The sequence below is a fragment of the Desulfobacca acetoxidans DSM 11109 genome (assembly GCF_000195295.1).
In the GTDB taxonomy this organism is placed as follows: Bacteria; Desulfobacterota; Desulfobaccia; order Desulfobaccales; family Desulfobaccaceae; genus Desulfobacca; species Desulfobacca acetoxidans.
Map to the genome: position 1 here is coordinate 2,550,639 of NC_015388.1, position 16,124 is coordinate 2,566,762.

The following is a 16,124-nucleotide window of genomic DNA, read 5'->3' on the forward strand; positions in this document are numbered from 1 at the left end:
ATCGTAGGGGGATTGTCACTCTTGTCAAGTAGATAGTTTTTTGATACTAGTTTAACTACGATGAATTATCTAACATTCGGCAGTTATAATTATTCCGACGCCCTGGCTCCTGCCGGTTCGTTACTGAAACCAGACCTAATGATACAGAGGGTATCCATCAAACTGCGCCCGAACGATATGGCGGCGGGATGAGAAAAGGCCTCTTGGCTGCCAGCGGTGGCGCAAACCGGAAGCTTGCTTTTGCCGATAATCAACTGGTGCAGATTCTTTTCGGCCAGCAGTGCCAACATCTGCGGATTATTGACCGTCTGTTGCATATCAAAACGAATGTCCGGGGCAATGAGGTGATCCTGGAAGGAGCCGAACCCGCAGTTGAACTGGCCGGACGGACTTTGGAGGAGCTCTATGGCTTGATTCAGGCGGGCTATCCCATTACTGGCCAGGACGTTCAATACGCTCTGAGAATCCTCAAGGAGAACCAGGAAGCCGACCTCAAAAGTATCTTTCTGGATACGGTTTATATCACCGCCCTGAAGCGTCGCATCACGCCCAAAAGCCTCAACCAGAAGCGTTACCTTCAGGCCATTCGCACTTATGACATGGTCTTCGGCATCGGTCCGGCCGGCACAGGCAAGACATATCTTGCCATGGCGATGGCGGTGGCGGCTTTAGTTAACAACGACTGCAACCGTATTGTCTTGACCCGGCCGGCAGTAGAAGCCGGAGAGAAATTGGGCTTCTTGCCCGGCGATCTGTTTGAAAAGGTCAATCCCTATCTGCGCCCGCTCTATGATGCCCTCCACGATATGATGGATTTTGACAAAGCCTCACAGCTTATGCAGCGCGGCGTTATTGAGGTAGCCCCCTTGGCTTTTATGCGCGGCCGCACCCTGAATAATGCCTTCGTAATATTAGACGAGGCCCAGAACACTACTTCGGAGCAGATGATGATGTTCCTCACCCGGCTGGGTTTTGGCTCTCGGGCCGTGATCACCGGCGATATTACGCAGGTTGATCTGCCTGCCGGAGCCAGCTCGGGCCTGAAAGAGGCTATAACGATACTTCAAAATATCGATGGCATTGATTTTGTGTATTTTAATAAGAATGACGTGGTGCGCCATCCCCTGGTGCAGGATATCATATTAGCCTACGAAAACTTTCAATCCCAGAAACACCGACCTGTTGCTCGAGAAACTGCCGCCTTGCGGTACGACGACGTTCATGATCGAAAAGAAAAACAACCATAAAGTCAGAAGATTTTTGGAATTGAACCAGATTCAGCGGCTCTGGCGACAACTCCCCGCAGGGAAACGCGCCGCAGCCGGAGCGGCTGGACAGGGAAAATGGTTTAGGATCTTTTTGTTGGTTGTATTCAGCCTGCTTGCAGCCATTATCGTCTATCCCCGCTCTCAGGTATCCTATCCTGATTATCGGGTGAATGACATTGCCCAAGCCAACATCAAAGCAACCGCGGATTTTTTGGTCGAAGATCAAGAATCAACCGCCAAACGGCAGCAAGAATGCATAACTGAAAGTCCTTTGGTATACGATCTGGACGAGCGGGTCGGAGCGGAGATCAATGCCCGGTTGCATGACGCCTTCGAATTTATGCGGCAGGCCAGACAGGAAGCATTACAAGAAGCGACAAGCCATCGGGGCGAACCCGGCGCTGCTATAACCTCGCCTCCCTTCTCGCAGGTATACAAGATAATACTTGATAAAAAACCGGAATTCGAGCGGCGCCTGGGTGTTGTCCTGCCTAACAATATCTTCTACCTGTTGGCGCGCGATAATTTCTCCGTACAGTGGGAGGATATTATCAGTCAACAGGTAAATTTTGTCGTCTCCCAGGGTGTTTTCAGTGAGCAGTCCTCGGGGTTGCAGAACCAACGCCGGCACATTATTATCCGTCACCTGCCCTCCTGGAATGAGAAAGTCGAAAACAATCCCGAGCGTTTCTTACCAGTTGAGGAAGCGAGAAAAAAGGTCGGACTCTATTGTCGGGAGACCGTTACCCTGCCGACGGGATCGCGCTATGCGGTTTGCGAGGTCGCCCAATCCCTGGTCGTTCCCAACCTGGCTTTAAACCGGGCTGAAACCGAGCGCCGTAAACTTAAACGTCTGCAGGAACTGCGTCCGGTCTACTTTCAGATAAAACAGGGCGAGATGCTGGTGCGCGAAGGTGAGAAAATAACCCCCACCCACCTAATTAAGCTTCAGACAATGAAGAAAGAAACCCCTCAGGGATGGTGGCTCTGGAAGTTTTTAGGCTCTTTCTTCATCATTGTCCTGCTCTTTGGCGCCTGTTATCAGTTAAGCCGTCTCTTTGCCAAAAAATCGTCTCACAATAACACTGAGCTGACCTTTCTGGCCTTAATTCTTCTGAGCGTAACCCTGTTGAATTTGGGTCTGACAATCTTTGGCGATGCCCTAACCCGCCTTAGCCCCCTTATCTCCAAAAATTTCATCTTTTATCTACCGGTGGCATTGGCTCCGATCCTGGCGAATATCTTTATCGGCTTAGAAGTCGCAGTCATGATCTCTTTTCTGGCCTCCATACTCACCGCCATGTTGCTGGAAAACCCTTTTTTATTTTTTGTCTATTTTTCAGTAAGTAACCTGGTGGGTGTTTGGGGGACCCGTTATTGCCGCAACCGCTGGGTCCTCATCCGTACGGGCCTTAGTGTGGCGGTGGTTAATTTTGCCATGGTCCTCGCCATAAAACTCTTAGACTTGCCGCTGGATCTGGAAGACGTTTTTTTCGGCGGCGTCTTTGCCCTAGGCGGTGGCATCCAGGTAGGTATCCTGGCGTCCGGACTGGCGCCAATTTTGGAGATGTTATTTGATCTGACTTCGGATATCAAACTGCTGGAGTTGTTAAATTTGGAGCGCCCGATGTTGCGGCAGTTGATGTTGGCAGCCCCTGGAACCTATCATCACTCCATCATCGTGGGGAACATGGTGGAGGCGGCGGCGGAAAAAATCGGCGCCAACCCTCTGCTGGCCAAGGCCGCAGCCTATTACCATGACATCGGCAAGATCAAAAAGCCCACCTACTTTGTGGAGAATCAGCTAGGCGGCGAAAATAAACATGAAAAACTGGCCCCTTCCATGAGCAGTCTGATTCTGCAGGCCCACGTCAAAGACGGGATGGAGCTTGCCCGACAGGACAGGGTCGGCCAGAAGATTATTGATATCATCCAGCAACACCACGGCACCAGTTTCATGGCCTATTTTTTCAATAAGGCCAAACAGCAGGCGGCTAACCCGCAGCAGGTAAATATTGAAGACTACCGCTATCCCGGACCCCGACCGCAGACCAAAGAGGCCGGATTAGTCTTGCTGGCGGATCAGGTGGAGGCCGCCTCCAAGACCCTTCTGGATCCGACCCCGGCCAGAATTCAGGGATTAGTACAAAAGATCATCAACAATATCTTTGCCGACGGACAGTTGGATGAATGCGAACTTACTCTCAAAGACTTGCATGAAATCGCCAAAAGTTTCATAAAAATCCTCAGCGGCATCTTCCACCACCGAGTAGATTACCCCCAGGCAGCCGATAAAGGCGGCGAAAAAAAGAAAAGTAGTGACGATCTGGATAAACAACCGGCAGAGAAAGATTCCCTTAAACCCCACAAAGATCAGGAAAAGGGTCGAGAAGATCTTAAGCGCCTTGGATTGTCCTAAGGCCGAATTGAGCCTCACCTTCGTGAATGACCCGGCTATGGCTCGTCTCAATCGGACCATCATGCAACGGCGAGGCACCACCAATGTCATCGCCCTGCCCCAGCAGGGAGGTCCTTTCCCTGAGGTCCAACCCCAGATTCTGGGCGATGTCATTATTTCGCTTGAGACGACCCAGCGCCAGGCCTGGCAGCAAGGTTGGGAGTTCGCCGAACTCTTTGATCTTTACCTCATTCATGGCATTCTCCATCTTTTGGGGTACGATCATGAAACCAGCGAAGCCGCAGCCCAGTGCATGGCCGTCAAAACCAAAGAACTTTTTTTGCGGTTGTATCCGGAATTGAAGGAGGTTATTGCGTGGCCAGATTGGAAGTAAATGTAGATCATATCGCAACTTTGCGGCAGGCACGGCTGATTGATGAACCCGATCCGGTAACCGCGGCGGCGCTAGCGGAATTGGCCGGCGCCGACGGTATTATTGTGCACCTGCGCGAGGATCGGCGACATATCCAGGACCGGGATGTCAGAATTCTGCGACAGACGGTTAAGACCCGTCTCAATCTGGAAATGGCGGCTACCGCCGAAATAATCGGTATTGCCAAAGAAATCAGACCCGATGTCGCAACCCTGGTCCCGGAAAAACGTGAGGAATTGACCACCGAAGGCGGATTGGACGTTGCCGGCTATCAGGATCATATCCATCAGGCCGTCCAACAATTGCAGCAGGCGGGTATTCGGGTCAGCCTTTTCGTTGACCCGCAGCCGGAGCAGCTCAAGGCCGCATCGGTGGTAGGCGCTAACTACGTGGAACTGCATACCGGCACCTATGCCGAGGCTCGTTCAGAAGATGAAGCAGACCGGTTATTCGAAGAATTACTGGCTGCCGCAGCCCATGCCCGGCAATTGGGGCTGGCGGTAAAAGCCGGGCATGGCCTTAATTACCGCAATATTAAACGCTTCCGGGGCCGCAAAGAGTTTGACGAGTATAGCATCGGCCACAGCATCATCTCCCGAGCAGTACTGGTCGGCCTCGAGAGGGCGGTCAGGGAAATGATAGCCTTGATTAAATCATGAAAGAGCTTGCGAGGAAAAGCGAAGCATAGTTTACCTTGGGACAAAAATTGTAAAGTGGGCACCGCCCGCCATTACTTCAGGAGGTCAACAATGAAAAAAACTCTTTTGGTATCGGCTGCGTTACTACTGGCATCGTTAGTTTTCACCGGCTGCGACAAGAAAGAAGAACCCCCTAAACCCAAAGAAGGAATCTCCAAAGATCAAATACAAGAGCAGGCCGGGAAACTCCTTGATATGACCAAAGATTTCCTTGAGGAGCAGAAAGCCAAATATTTTAATGACCTGCAGTCAAAAATGCAGGATTTCAATCAGAAGCTGGACGAACTTCAGGCCCGTGCCGAAAAGGCGACCCCGGAGATGAAGTCCAAACTCCAGAACTTGGTCCAACAATTACAGCAGAAACAAGAAGTAGCCAAGAAGCAATTGGAGGAGTCCAAGGGAGCGGTTGGCCAGACCTGGGATGACATGAAGTCCAAACTGGATAACACCCTCAAACAGATGGACCAGGATCTAGAAAAAGGCAAGGATATTTAGGGATTATCTTCCCAAGGGCTATACACCCAAAGGTTTCCGGATTCTACCAGGAGGTTAGAGCAGCCGATTCTAATAATGAATTTCATTCCGGTTCATTCCCCGCCAGTTTCTCAACCTCCTGGCAGCAGAGGGGATGGCCCAGGCGGCAGCCTTCTTTAAAATCAACCAGGGCCTTGTCCGGTCGATTCATATGATGCAGATACAGATTACCGCGGAAAAAGTAGGCATGCGGCAGATCCGGGCGCAGCTTGATGGCGGTAGAAAAGTCGTTTAACGCCGTCTGATATTTGTTTTGACATAACCAGGCCATCCCACGATGATTAAAGGCCCAGGGGTCATTGGGAAGCAATTTGACCGCCCGGTTGAGATCACGCATGGCCGCTCCGATCTTACCCTCATTGGCCAGATTAGCCCCGCGTTCCTTCAGGGCCTCGCCATTCTGCGGGTCAGCCCTCAAAACCTGGCTGAAAACCTCGATAGCCTCCTTCCGGCGAGATAGTTCACCCAACAATCCGCCTTTCAGGAGGAGGAGACTGATTTCGTTCGGACGCTGTTTCAAGCCCTGATTTACTTCGGTTAGAGCCTCTTCCGGATACCCTAAACGTGCCAAGGCCTGGACCCGATAGCGCCGGGCCTCCACCGAGTCAGGTTGATTTTGGAGGTATTTCCCCAACAGCTCTATTACTTCCCCATATCTTTGGGCTTTGAAGGCCTCCTTTCCCTGATCCAAAAGACTCTGCCCGGCAAGGCCAGGACAGGAAAACCCCGCCACTAGGATGACCACTCCAATCCAAGCTCCGCTTGATCTTCTCATAAACCAATCCCCCTCAATAAAAAGCTCCAGTCATAGTCTCTTTATATCTCAACCTTAGAACCTGCTTTCCCCCTTCATCCCTCTTCCCTCCACCGTTTTCCCTCTAAAAAAAATGGGCCACCGGTCTACCAGATGGCCCGCGGGGATTGTAGTAAAACCTCCCCTGAAAGTTAACTGGCGCGCATTGCTCTAAGTCGGGCGATCCGCTCTTCAATAGGGGGATGGGTGCTAAACAGACTCATTAAACCGCCGCCTGCAAAAGGACTGACAATAAACATGTTTTCGGTTGCGGGATTAGCCTGCATCGGAATCCGCTCATTGCCATAAGCCAGTTTTTCGAGAGCGCGGGCCAGAGACTCGGGGTTGTGGCAGAGCCGGGCCCCGGTTTCATCGGCAATATACTCCCGGGAGCGGGAGATGGCCATCTGGATGAGCATAGCTGCGATGGGCGCCAAAATGGTAAACAGCAAGGTGGTAAAGATATTGCTTCCACCCTCCTCATCCTGGCTGCTGCCGCCGAAGATCGCCGAGAAACGGGCCATATCGGCCAGCACCATGATGGCTCCGCCCAACGTCGCGGCGATGGATTGGATCAGGATATCCCGATTGCGAACATGCCCCATTTCATGAGCCAACACCCCCTTCAATTCCGTCGGCGTCAACAGACGCAGGATGCCCTGAGTAACGGCCACTGCGGCATGTTCAGGGTTGCGGCCGGTAGCAAAGGCGTTGGGAGTCTCCTCAGGAATAATGTACAGCCGTGGCATGGGCACCTCAGCCTGCCTGGCTAGATCAGCCACCATAGCGAAGAGGTCCGGGGCCTCCTGTTGCGTGACCTCCTGGGCGTTATACATTTTTAGAACAATCCGGTCAGAGAACCAGTAGCTGAAGAAGTTCATGGCCGCAGCCAGGATCAGGGCGATCTGCATGCCGCGGGTCCCGCCCAGAACCTTGCCGAAAAATATGATCAAAGCGGTAAGCGCCCCTAAAAGCAGGACGGTTTTTATCTGATTGGTCATCGGTTTGCCTCCTGGGAAATTATATCTCTACCTTGGCAGATTATTATCACTGTGATTATTTCCAATAATCATAATAATATGCTCCCAAAGTCTTGTCAATAGGAAGAGAATCGGGGCGATCGGATTCAAAAAACGCCATAACAGTAGGCGTATTTACCATCTTAGAATCAGCAATTCACCCGAACTTCATAAACCAATCAAAATGTGATAATATGAGAACAAAATGCTGCAAGAAGAATCTCAGGGCCGTTACATGCCGATGCTTATTTTTCACGGCAATTTTGAGGGTTAAGGTGAGGTAGACTTATGAATCCTAAATTCGCCGCTTCTGGTACTGCAAAGTGGCAATGTCGACTACTGCCCATTATGGTGGGTTTGCTGGCAGGATTATTGTGCTACCCCACCCCGGCGCTGGCCTTCATGCCCCACTGGGATCCTGAGGAGGCGTTTTTTGTCCGGCAATTCGCCTATCTCTTTTGGGCCTTGGCCATGCTGTTTTTCATTTTTGAGCTGCGGCAGCAAAAACTGCAGCAGTACCGGAGCTTCCGGCTGTTGGCCCGGTCTGGCGGATTTTTCGTTGCGTGGAATATCGTCTGTTTTATCGGGCAGTTTATCAGATTGATCCTGGCCCCCAATGACCGCGCCGAACCGGCAGCCGCCTTCGTTCAAGGACTGGCTTATTGGCTGTATGTGATAACCAAACTGGATAACCTACTGCTGGCACCAGCCTTTATCTTTTTATATCTGGGTATCAGGGCATTTGGTCGAGAGGGGACGGTGAGACCCCAATGAATGTCATGCCCCTGTTCATCGCCATAGACGATATCGCCGGTTCGGTTCTGATCGTCATCGTCAGTTTGGCAGCTTTTATCCGCTGTCGCCGCCTGGTAATCCGGGAGGCCGAAAACGCCTTATGGCTGTTCCTCTATTGGCTCACCCTGGCTCTGTTTGTCTTTAGTCTTTCTCGAGCCTTGGGACACATAGCTGGCCACCTCCTGATGTATGCCGACCTGGACTTTTTATGGAGACAGATGCGTCCTTTCAGCGGCGGCCTCAACGCCATTATTTCGATCATTGTCGCTTCCATTACTCTATTTTTTCATAATATTCAAAAGCTTTATCGGCGCATGGAGGCCGATCACTACCATATTGAGGCTACCAGCCAGGAAATTATGGCGCTCAACCGCGAGATGGAGGCCCTGGTGATGGAACGCACCATGAGTGAGATGGCCCTGGGAATTGCCGACGGCATCCGCAACCCGCTGCAGGTCATCGGGGGATTCAGCAACCGCCTGCTTCGGAAGACGGCCCCGGAAGATCCGGCCCGAGACTGGGCTCTAGCCATCTCGGAGGCGGCCAAACGTTTAGAAGAGATGGTAGTGCGATTCGAAAGTCTGGCGCAGAATAAAAAATCCTTCTTCTCTCAGGATGATCTGAACAAAATCGTGCGGGATATCGTGGAGATGCTGCGGGGAGAATTCGAACGCAAACACGTTCACCTGATTACCGGCTATCACTCCTATCCGGTTTATTGCCAGTTAAATCGGCATCTCCTCAAGGTGGCCATTGCCCACCTGATCCGCAATGCCTTGGAAGCCACCGGCCCCCAGGGAGAAATCCACGTTACTACCACTTGTGATAAAAACTATGCCACCCTGGTGATCCAAGACAGCGGCAAAGGCATGCCTCCTGAGGTAGTCAGCAAGGTTTTTGAACCGTATTTTACTACTAAAGTCGGCGGCACCGGCCTGGGAATGGTCTTTGCCCGCCAGATCGTGGACGAGCATCGGGGGATTATTAATCTGGAAAGCCAGGAAGGCAAAGGAACTACGGTGACTATCAATCTGCCGGTGCGGTTCGGTGAACCGATAATCTAACCCCTTGACCAACAGGCAGAATGCGCTCCACTTCGCCGCCCCGCAATTCCAGCTTTTGACTCTTTTCTGACAGTAAGATTCAAGGTAACCTTAGCGCATCTAGAACACGCCGGTCTGGCCAAGGAATTTCTGGACCGGAAAGAACAACGGCGCTTGCAGGTCAAGGTGGTTTTTCAGGAGACTTTTCCAGCTTTGGCGCCAGACTTTATCTGTCTATCAGAACAGGCAAATGCTCTTAACGCCTCCTATCATCCGAATAATATCCTGGATCTGCACTCAATTTTTGTGCCGGACACTAATGATATAATTTTACATTTTAAGGCAAAACCAAAAAAGAGCAAATGTTTTTGTGGGAATGTGTGACACTATTATTAAGGTTATGTAATTCAAATGAGTTATGAGCCTACTTTCAAAGACAATATTTTTATCACAATCCAAAAGTTAAGTATTAAACTGGAATCAAAACCGCTGCGTTCTCGCCTCAAGTTCGAGCCTCAACTGATCTTCCTCCCAGGTAGTCAAGTCTCCTGGCATCAGGGTGATGTTCAGCTCCTCCCGCAGTCCCTGCTGCAAAGCGGTCTTGAGCGAGCTGATAGACACCGGTCTCTCTAAAATTTCGCTCAGGCAGGTCGTGTTTGGCGGGAAGGGCTGATTTAAGTCTGGCAGGGTCTGAAACCGCTGCCAGTTCGCCGCGGGCGGGTCAACCATGATGCTGCCGTGCTGCAGAAATGTTCCATTCCGCCAGACCTGGGCCCCGCCGGCAAACTTTTTCCCTTGAAAAGACAGATCGCCGTCCGAAATCCAGGCAAAACAGTGAAATTCCTTCCTGCTGTTGCGGCTGGGGGTCCCCGTTGAGACGGTTATGCCCAATCGCGCCAGACCGGCCTGCAGTCCCCGGCAGAGCCGCCGGTACACCGCCCGCACCGAAGGGGGAAATCCCTCTCTTTGTCCGGCCACCACACTATAAGTAAGATCGCCGCCGTGCAGCACTGCCCGCCCGCCGCTGGGTCGGCGGACGAAAGCCCAACCCAAGGCCTCCAACCGTTCCTTTGTTAGGTCTGGGGGAAGTTTCTGGCCGGCCCCGACCGAAAGAGTCGGTTGGACCCATTGGTAGAACCGGATGGTAGGGGGGCCGCCGTTTTCGGCATGGGAGCGCCATAACGCGCAGTCCACTGCCATATTCCAAGCGGGAGGACAGGGACCGTGGTCAAGGAGGCGAAACATAAGCAGTCGGGAATGGCGGGCGCGGCACGCCCTATTTTGTAATATATTTAAAATTGCTTAAGAAACCGCAGGTCGTTGTCGAAGAAGAGGCGGAGGTCGTCAATGCCAAATTTGAGCATGGCGATGCGTTCAATGCCCATACCGAAGGCAAAACCGACGTACACCTCCGGGTCATAATTGACAAAGCGAAAGACTTCCGGGTCCACCATGCCGGCGCCCAGAATCTCCAGCCAACCGGTCTGCTTGCAGACCCGACAGCCGGCGCCTTGACAGATAACACACCGAATATCAACTTCGGCGCTAGGCTCGGTAAAGGGAAAGAAACTGGGACGGAAGCGCAGTCCCACTTCGGGACCGAACATTTCGTGGACAAAGGTCGTAAGCACACCTTTAAGGTCGGCAAAGGAGACGTCCGTATCTACCAGGAGCCCCTCCACCTGGTGAAACATTGGCGTATGGGTCAGGTCGGAATCCCGCCGGAAGGTCTTGCCCGGCGCAACAATACGCACCGGCGGCTGTTGCTGTTCCATAACCCGGACCTGCATGGGAGAGGTGTGGGTGCGGAGAACAATGCTATCAGAGATATAAAAGGTGTCCTGCATATCCCGAGCCGGGTGGTCCCGGGGGATGTTGAGGGCCTCAAAGTTATAGTAATCGGTTTCGACTTCCGGCCCTTCTACCACCTGAAAGCCCATACGGGTGAAGATGTCGCAGATTTCCCGGGTAATCTGGGTGATGGGATGCAGCCGCCCCCTGTCCAACTGCCGCCCCGGCAGGGTGAGGTCCAAACCCGCAGCCGTTTCGGCCTCCAGAGCTGCTTTTTTGAGGCAATCGTGGGCCGATGCCAGTTGCTGCTCCAGCAGTTTTTTCAGGCGGTTGGCCTCCTGCCCGAATTGCGGCCGCACTTCTACGGGAAGCCCCCCTAAAGAACGCAGGGCTTGAGTAATGATGCCTTTGCGGCCCAGATATTTTACCCTGATCTGATCAAGAGCTGGCGCCGAGCCCGCCGCATTAATTTCTGCCAGAGCCTCTGGTTCCAGTCGTTGGAGTTCCTCGAAAGTCACGCCTGGCGTTCCTTATCTGCCGAAGTCGCGCATGAGCACACGGAATCGAAAAATACCTGAAGATCTTTCCACTTTTATGATGCAGAGGAACGTATCAGGCGGCTTTTTGGGCCAGTTCAACGATGCGGGAGAAATCTTCGGGATGATACACCGCCAGATCAGCCAGGACCTTGCGATCCAGCCTGATATTGGCTTTATCCAGTTGGTGGATGAAACGGCTGTAAGAGAGTCCGAAGGGTCGGACCGCGGCGTTGAGTCGCACAATCCACAGATTGCGAAATTCCCGCTTCCGGACCTTGCGGTCGCGATAGGCAAAACACAGGGCCCGATCCACAGCCTCGCGGGCGGACCGATAGAGGCTGCGACGGCCGCCGCGATAGCCCTTGGCGAGCTTCATTACTTTTTTATGACGGGCTCGAGCCCGCACACCTCGTTTAACTCGTGGCATGAGTAGACCTCACTAAAGATAAGGTAGTAATTTCTTCAAATTCTTCTCACTGGATTTGGCAACCATCTCCGGCGCCCGCAGATGACGTTTGCGTTTGGACGACTTTGAGGTCAGAATATGTCGCCGGAAGGCTTTGGTCTTTTTTAACCGGCCACCGCCGGTCAGCTTGAACCGCTTGGCAGCTCCGCGGTGGGTTTTTATCTTAGGCATACCTTCATCCTCTCACCATTATTTAGGTGCAATAATCATAGTCAGGTTGCGTCCCTCGATCTTGGGAGGCTGTTCCACCGTCCCGATATCCTCCAATTCGGTGGCAACACGGTTTAATAAATCAATACCGATCTGGGGATGAGCGATTTCACGTCCGCGAAAGATCAAGGAGATTTTGGTCTTGTCCTTCTGGGCCAGGAACCGGCGGATATTTTTGATTTTAAAAGCAACATCGTGCTCTTCAATCTTCGGCCTGAATTTAACTTCCTTGACCTGGATAATAGTCTGTTTCTTACGTGCCTCCTGGACCTTTTTACTCTGCAAATACTTGAACTTGCCGTAATCCATGATGCGGCAGACCGGCGGATTGGCCTGGGGAGCCACCTCGACGAGATCAAGGGCGGCTTCTGCGGCGCGAGCCAGGGCTTCGGTCAGGGGCATGATTCCAACCTGTTCGCCTTCGGGACCAATAAGGCGAACCTCTGTGGCCCGGATCATCCGGTTGATATTCACTTTTGGTTTCTGGATAGTTTGTCCTCCCAGCGTAGGTGTTTAGGTTTTGCCGAGCCGCGGCGGTTGCCCTTCGGTTTTCAAAAGCCTCACGAACTCTTCCCAGGGTGTGTCTTTGATCTCGGTACCGTCTAATCGCCGCACTGAGAGAGTCTGAGCGGCTACTTCCCGATCACCGATAATAATCATATAGGGGATTTTCTGCAACTGTGCCTCTCGAATTTTCAGCCCCAATTTTTCATTGCGCAGGTCGGTTTCTACCCGCAACTCTTCGGCCTGCAGGCGCCGGGCAACGTCCAGCGCAAAGGGATGAGCCCGATCGGTCACCGGCAGAATGATGGCCTGGACCGGCGCCAGCCAGACTGGGAAAGCACCGGCATAATGTTCGATCAGCACACCCAGAAAGCGCTCCAAAGAACCTAAAATTACCCGGTGCAGCATTACCGGCCTATGCGGGTTGCCATCCGGACCTATGTAGGTCAGATCAAAACGCTCCGGCAGGGTAAAATCACATTGAACAGTAGCACACTGCCAGCGCCGGTTAATGGCGTCCTTGAGCTTGATATCGATCTTGGGACCATAAAAGGCGCCTTCCCCCTCGCAGGTAGCAAAGGGAAGGTTACGGGTTTGCAGAGCATTGATCAGGGCGGAGGTGGCCCGCTCCCAATCCTCATCAGACCCGATGGATTTTTCCGGGCGGGTGGAAAGTTCCACCTCATACTCAAAGCCGAATACGGCCATAACTTCAGCCACAAAGTCGATCACCCCGGCGATTTCAGTCTCTACCTGATCCGGACGGCAAAGGATGTGGGCATCGTCCTGCGTGAACTGCCGGACCCGAGTCAGACCATGCAAAACCCCGGAGCGCTCGTGACGGTGCACAGTCCCCAACTCAAACAGCCGCAACGGCAACTCCCGATAGCTGCGGATGCTGGACTTGTAAATCAGCATATGAGCAAGGCAGTTCATAGGCTTAATGCCGTAGTCAATGCCCTCGATCTCGGTAAAATACATGTTTTCCCGATAATTTTCAAAATGCCCGGATCGTTTCCAGAGATCGAGTTTTAGCAATGTCGGGCCCATGACTATCTGATAGCCCCGGCGCAAATGCTCTCGCCGTTCAAAATCCTCCAACACCAGGCGTAAACGGGCGCCTTTAGGATGATAGATAACGAGTCCCGGCCCAGCCTCCTCCTCGATGGAGAACAGACCCAATTCTCTCCCCAAACGGCGGTGGTCCCGACGTTTGGCCTCTTCCAGAAAATGGAGGTGCTGGTCCAGTTCGGCTCCGGTGGCAAAGGCGGCTCCGTAAATGCGTTGCAGCATGGGATTGCGTTCATCTCCCCGCCAGTACGCTCCGGCGACGCTGGTGAGCTTAAAAGCGCTTAAATACCCCGAGGATGGGATGTGCGGTCCGCGGCAGAGATCTACAAAACCGCCCTGTTGATACAGGCTGACCTGCTGGTCCTTGAGATCCTGCAACAGCTCTACTTTATAGGTTTCGCCCTGGGCCTGAAAATAATCTAGCGCCTCCTGCCAGGAGACCTCGCGGCGGATAAAAGGCAGATCTTGCTCGACCAGATTCCACATCCGGGCCTCTATGCGGCCAAGGTCTTCCGTAGTAAAAGGTCGGGGCGGATCAAAATCGTAATAGAAACCGTTTTCAATAGCCGGACCGATAGTAATTTTTACCCCTGGAAAGAGGGAACGCACCGCTTCCGCCATGATGTGGGCGGCGCTGTGGCGCAGAATCTGAAGCCCCTCGGGATCGTCTTTGGCCACCGGCACCACGGTGCTGTCGATCTGGAGCAGGGAGTTTAAATCTACCAGTTCCCCATTGACCCGCGCCGCCACCACATTGTGATCTCTAGCCACCCCCAAAAGTTGAAGGGCCTTGCCGACGCTCAGGCCGGCCTCTACCTGATGGCTGTCGCCGTCTAAAAGCTGCACCCGGATAACTGACATGTCACCTTCATAAAAAAAGCACCTTTCGTAACCGACCGCATTACGCCAGATGCACTCGATTGCCTTAAAATGTCTGGTATTGCCGCTGGTTCTGGTTCATCTGGATTTATAAGACATCGGAAAACAGTTCGCCCCTCTGGCCACACGATATTCAAATGTCGCATAACTCCCTCAGACTGTCAAGATTTTTATGTTTTGCGCCAGAGAGTTTCCATGGTCATAATTACGATTGCCTTTTTCAGTTCGGCTAGGTATGCTAAGCAGAGATAAGTTTCCAATTATAGTGGGGTTTCGCATATCTTCGTTATTAAAAAGACTAAATACAGGTGGCAAAACGAATGGCTAGGAATGGAAATTATCTCTTGCAGCCCATCGGCTGGGTGCGTCGGGAGAATAACCAGGTGTCGATTGAGGTGGAAGAGCGGTATATGCCGGGTCTATTAGGGCTGGAGCAGCATTCCCACCTTTGGATCATTTACTACTTTCATGAGAACGAAACTTCGCCGGACCGGGGACTCCTGCAGATACACCCGCGCCGCAATCCGGCCAATCCTTTAACCGGTGTTTTTGCCTCCCGTTCGTCGGTGCGCCCCAATCTTCTCGCTTTATCTGTGGCTCGACTGCTGCAGGTAGACGGCCGACACCTCATCCTGGAGAAGTTGGATGCCCGTGATGGCGCCCCTGTACTGGATATTAAGCCTTATATGCCGGTCAGCGACCTAATTCCCGATGCTACTAATCCAACCTGGCTCCCGCGACTCCGGAAAGAATAACCCGCTGCGCTCCAATAAATCATCACTGATGGTAGAAAGTTGGACGCCTTAGAAGGTCTTGCCGCAAACCGGGCAGGTTGGGGTCACCTTGAGTTTCTCCGTTTCGCATCGGCAGAGGTTACCATCGAAGCCAAACAACTGGCCCAAAAAAGCTGGCTCTAGACCTCCAAGGAGGCGCATTGTCTCCAGGGCTATCAGACTGCCTGCCAAAGTGCTCATCGGGCCTAGAGAAGCCTCGTTGTCTCTGACCCGATCATGTAATCCGGTGCATTCCAAACAGAGCCCTTTGCCTGGTTGAAGGGTGATAATATTGCACCGCATATTTTGAATCCAACCAACTATAAGAGGGAGCCGCCGCCGGCTGGCGGCGCGATTAAGAGCCAAAGACGTCGGCTTATCACGCAAGTCCGCCAGGATCAGGTCTGTTCCCTCGATAAGTCTCAGGGCATTGTGATCACTGATTTTCCTTTCAAAAGCCTCTACCTCTATGAAAGGATTAGTCTCGCGCAGACGCTGCTGGGCCACTGCCACTCTGAACTTGTTCAGATCTTTCTCCCGATAAAGCATCTGATTGCACAAGTCCGTAAGCAAGACACGGCGACAATCCACCACCTTTAGGCGTCCGACGCCAGCTGCGGCCAGATTGAGGGCGGCGGTAATCATCGGACCACTGGCGCTAGCTATGAACACCCTGGAGTTCTTAAATTTTTGTTGGGCTGTCAACCCCCATTCCGGCAGGTTCATTTGCCTTTCATAGCGTGTCAGTTCCGCCGGACTCAGAGCGCTAAACAAGGACAGGGGCAGTTCTTTCATCAATTCCAACAAAACGCCTCCATGATTAAGGATATCCCGTATATTAATTTCCTGTATCCATATCGGTTTTTGGAGACTAGAGCTTGAAGGATTTTTTCTGTTGTCGCGATTGATC

At 52.4% G+C, this 16,124-nt stretch carries 17 protein-coding genes; 8 read left to right on the top strand and 9 right to left on the bottom strand.

Annotated features, from left to right (window positions below):
* Positions 1-188 precede the first annotated feature (188 nt).
* The 5 genes from DESAC_RS11420 to DESAC_RS11440 all read left to right on the top strand — a co-directional run bounded on the left by DESAC_RS11420 (position 189) and on the right by DESAC_RS11440 (position 5,292).
* Positions 189-1,247 carry a PhoH family protein gene (locus tag DESAC_RS11420; protein ID WP_013707228.1) on the top strand — a complete coding sequence of 353 codons (1,059 nt, stop codon included), beginning with the start codon at positions 189-191 and terminating at the stop codon, positions 1,245-1,247.
* On the top strand, positions 1,222-3,687 hold the full coding sequence (locus DESAC_RS11425) for an HD family phosphohydrolase (RefSeq protein WP_013707229.1): 2,466 nt from the start codon (positions 1,222-1,224) through the stop codon (positions 3,685-3,687). Before DESAC_RS11420 ends, DESAC_RS11425 begins: the two co-directional genes overlap by 26 nt.
* Positions 3,641-4,060: an rRNA maturation RNase YbeY gene (gene ybeY, locus DESAC_RS11430; protein WP_083800325.1), complete on the top strand. Its 420-nt coding sequence runs from the start codon at positions 3,641-3,643 to the stop codon at positions 4,058-4,060. The genes DESAC_RS11425 and ybeY overlap by 47 nt, the downstream gene beginning before the upstream one ends.
* Positions 4,042-4,758 carry a pyridoxine 5'-phosphate synthase gene (locus DESAC_RS11435; RefSeq protein WP_013707231.1) on the top strand — a complete coding sequence of 239 codons (717 nt, stop codon included), beginning with the start codon at positions 4,042-4,044 and terminating at the stop codon, positions 4,756-4,758. The genes ybeY and DESAC_RS11435 overlap by 19 nt, the downstream gene beginning before the upstream one ends.
* Before the next feature lie 90 nt (positions 4,759-4,848).
* On the top strand, positions 4,849-5,292 hold the full coding sequence (locus DESAC_RS11440) for a sll1863 family stress response protein (protein WP_013707232.1): 444 nt from the start codon (positions 4,849-4,851) through the stop codon (positions 5,290-5,292).
* 82 nt (positions 5,293-5,374) lie between these two features.
* Here the strand turns inward: DESAC_RS11440 and DESAC_RS11445 are convergent, their stop codons facing one another.
* Together DESAC_RS11445 and htpX are read right to left on the bottom strand one after the other, a co-directional pair.
* Positions 5,375-6,106, bottom strand: coding sequence for a tetratricopeptide repeat protein (locus DESAC_RS11445; RefSeq protein ID WP_013707233.1), 732 nt, complete (start codon positions 6,104-6,106; stop codon positions 5,375-5,377).
* A 170-nt stretch (positions 6,107-6,276) separates the two neighbouring features.
* Positions 6,277-7,125, bottom strand: a complete 849-nt coding sequence (htpX, locus tag DESAC_RS11450) for a zinc metalloprotease HtpX (protein WP_013707234.1) — start codon at positions 7,123-7,125, stop codon at positions 6,277-6,279.
* A 306-nt stretch (positions 7,126-7,431) separates the two neighbouring features.
* Between htpX and DESAC_RS11455 the strand changes: the two genes are divergently transcribed.
* Entirely contained in the window at positions 7,432-7,917 is a 486-nt protein-coding gene (locus DESAC_RS11455) for a hypothetical protein (protein WP_013707235.1), read from the top strand.
* A complete protein-coding gene (locus DESAC_RS11460; protein ID WP_013707236.1) occupies positions 7,914-9,002 on the top strand; it encodes a sensor histidine kinase in 1,089 nt (362 codons plus the stop codon). The genes DESAC_RS11455 and DESAC_RS11460 overlap by 4 nt, the downstream gene beginning before the upstream one ends.
* A 459-nt stretch (positions 9,003-9,461) precedes the next feature.
* Here DESAC_RS11460 and DESAC_RS11470 read toward each other — a convergent pair whose 3' ends face one another.
* The 6 genes from DESAC_RS11470 to thrS all read right to left on the bottom strand — a co-directional run bounded on the left by DESAC_RS11470 (position 9,462) and on the right by thrS (position 14,423).
* Positions 9,462-10,226, bottom strand: coding sequence for a lipoate--protein ligase family protein (locus DESAC_RS11470; protein WP_013707237.1), 765 nt, complete (start codon positions 10,224-10,226; stop codon positions 9,462-9,464).
* 47 nt (positions 10,227-10,273) lie between these two features.
* Positions 10,274-11,290: a phenylalanine--tRNA ligase subunit alpha gene (gene pheS / locus DESAC_RS11475; protein WP_013707238.1), complete on the bottom strand. Its 1,017-nt coding sequence runs from the start codon at positions 11,288-11,290 to the stop codon at positions 10,274-10,276.
* Positions 11,291-11,384: 94 nt separating this feature from the next.
* Complete coding sequence (gene rplT, locus DESAC_RS11480) at positions 11,385-11,738, bottom strand: 50S ribosomal protein L20 (RefSeq protein ID WP_013707239.1); 354 nt, start codon at positions 11,736-11,738, stop codon at positions 11,385-11,387.
* A 12-nt stretch (positions 11,739-11,750) separates the two neighbouring features.
* Complete coding sequence (rpmI, locus tag DESAC_RS11485; RefSeq protein ID WP_013707240.1) at positions 11,751-11,948, bottom strand: 50S ribosomal protein L35; 198 nt, start codon at positions 11,946-11,948, stop codon at positions 11,751-11,753.
* An 18-nt stretch (positions 11,949-11,966) separates the two neighbouring features.
* Entirely contained in the window at positions 11,967-12,476 is a 510-nt protein-coding gene (infC, locus tag DESAC_RS11490) for a translation initiation factor IF-3 (protein ID WP_041283953.1), read from the bottom strand.
* Between the two features lie 24 nt (positions 12,477-12,500).
* Positions 12,501-14,423, bottom strand: a complete 1,923-nt coding sequence (gene thrS / locus DESAC_RS11495) for a threonine--tRNA ligase (protein ID WP_013707242.1) — start codon at positions 14,421-14,423, stop codon at positions 12,501-12,503.
* 338 nt (positions 14,424-14,761) lie between these two features.
* Here thrS and tsaA point away from each other — a divergent pair, with 338 nt between their 5' ends.
* Positions 14,762-15,196, top strand: a complete 435-nt coding sequence (tsaA, locus tag DESAC_RS11500; protein ID WP_013707243.1) for a tRNA (N6-threonylcarbamoyladenosine(37)-N6)-methyltransferase TrmO — start codon at positions 14,762-14,764, stop codon at positions 15,194-15,196.
* 48 nt (positions 15,197-15,244) lie between these two features.
* Here the strand turns inward: tsaA and DESAC_RS11505 are convergent, their stop codons facing one another.
* On the bottom strand, positions 15,245-16,009 hold the full coding sequence (locus DESAC_RS11505; RefSeq protein WP_237671396.1) for a HesA/MoeB/ThiF family protein: 765 nt from the start codon (positions 16,007-16,009) through the stop codon (positions 15,245-15,247).
* Positions 16,010-16,124 lie beyond the last annotated feature (115 nt).